Source organism: Daejeonella sp. (genome assembly GCF_049655485.1).
In the GTDB taxonomy this organism is placed as follows: domain Bacteria; phylum Bacteroidota; class Bacteroidia; order Sphingobacteriales; family Sphingobacteriaceae; genus Daejeonella.
Genome location: NZ_JBASJU010000209.1, coordinates 1 through 1,517 on the forward strand (window position 1 = coordinate 1; position 1,517 = coordinate 1,517).

General features: G+C 42.1%; 2 protein-coding genes. Both read left to right on the plus strand.

Annotation, left to right across the window (positions count from 1 at the left end):
* The first annotated feature begins 115 nt into the window (after positions 1–115).
* Entirely contained in the window at positions 116–433 is a 318-nt protein-coding gene (locus WBJ10_RS08835; RefSeq protein ID WP_424289404.1) for a helix-turn-helix domain-containing protein, read from the plus strand.
* Positions 430–1,517, plus strand: a 1,088-nt coding sequence (locus WBJ10_RS08840; protein ID WP_424289406.1) for a type II toxin-antitoxin system HipA family toxin, incomplete at its 3' end; no start/stop codon positions are given. The genes WBJ10_RS08835 and WBJ10_RS08840, both read left to right, overlap by 4 nt.

Genomic DNA, 1,517 nt, shown 5'->3' on the forward strand with positions numbered 1-1,517 from the left:
ATTATTCGGCAGAGATTTCTATGGTGCTCACCAATTTGAAAGTTTGAATTCCGCCAAGATTTAGTGTTTTATATTTTAAACATTTAAGGTATATTTGTTTAGCGTATTAAACATTATGAAACAGAAACTTGTCCTCTTACCTAAAGCTCAGCGAGTTTTAGACGATCTTGGTGAAAACATCAAGCTTGCCAGATTGCGACGAAAGTTAAGTACTATTCAGGTAGCAGAGCGAGCGGGTATAAGTAGAGCAACCTTATGGCAGATTGAAAAAGGTATACCCACAGTAGCCATGGGTGCTTATTTTCAGGTCCTGTTTGTATTGGGGCTGGAGAAAGATTTTTTAAAGCTTGGAGCAGACGATGAATTAGGTCGGAAGCTACAAGATGTTGGCTTATTAGTTAAAGAGCGGGCACCTAAGAAAAAGACCTCATGACAAAGAAGATATTAGTATATGCGGACTGGGTTGATTTACCAGATACTATGCTCATCGGAGTATTGACTTCGGATATTGTTCGAGGCAAGGAGGTATTTGCTTTTGAATATACTGAGGAGTGGATAAAGTCATCGCAAAGCCAATACCTTGACCCTGACCTGCAATTATTTTCAGGGCGGCAGTTTCTTCGGGATGAAAAGCCAAACTTCGGAATGTTTCTGGATTCTTCGCCGGACAGATGGGGACGGTTGCTGATGAAAAGAAAAGAAGCAATTGTAGCGAGGAAAGAAGGTCGCAAGGCTGAAACTTTATTTGAGTCGGATTTCTTGCTTGGAGTTTTCGACGGAAGCAGAATGGGTGGACTGCGATTCAAAATTGAAGAGGATGGACATTTTTTAAGCTTTGAAGAGGGCTTAGCTGCTCCCCCCTGGATCAACTTGAGAGATTTGGAATTTGCAAGTCTCCAACTAGAAAAGGATGATGCCGACAACGATGAGGAAGATTTAAAATGGCTAAATATGCTGATTTCTCCGGGCTCTTCGCTTGGAGGTGCCCGGCCAAAAGCAAGTGTGAGAGATCAGGATGATAATCTATGGATAGCTAAATTCCCAAGCAGTAATGATGAAGTCGATATAGGTGCCTGGGAAATGGTTGTTCATGAACTGGCCACCACCTCAGGAGTAACAGTTGCACCTGCCATGCTTCAAAAATATACAGGGAGTCATCATACATTCTTAACTAAGAGATTTGACAGGGTCAACCAAACACAACGCATTCATTTTGCATCGGCAATGACCCTGCTTGGTTATCGTGATGGGGCAGACCATCACGAGGGTGTTAGTTACCTGGACCTTGCCGGCATTATTCAGCAGCGTGGTAGAAACATAAATGAAAACCTTAAAGAGCTTTGGAGACGGATAGTGTTCAATATTATGGTAAAGAATACCGATGACCATTTACGTAATCATGGATTTTTACTGTATCAGGATGGATGGGAGCTTTCTCCCGCATATGATATGAATGCAGTGAGTGCTGGTGCCGGTTTAACTTTAAATATCTCAGAGAATGATAATTCCCTTAGCGG

Bases quoted from the DNA above. Each gene is read 5' to 3' on its own strand.
- WBJ10_RS08835 (WP_424289404.1), top strand. From the start codon at position 116: ATGAAACAGAAACTTGTCCTCTTACCTAAAGCTCAGCGAGTTTTAGAC.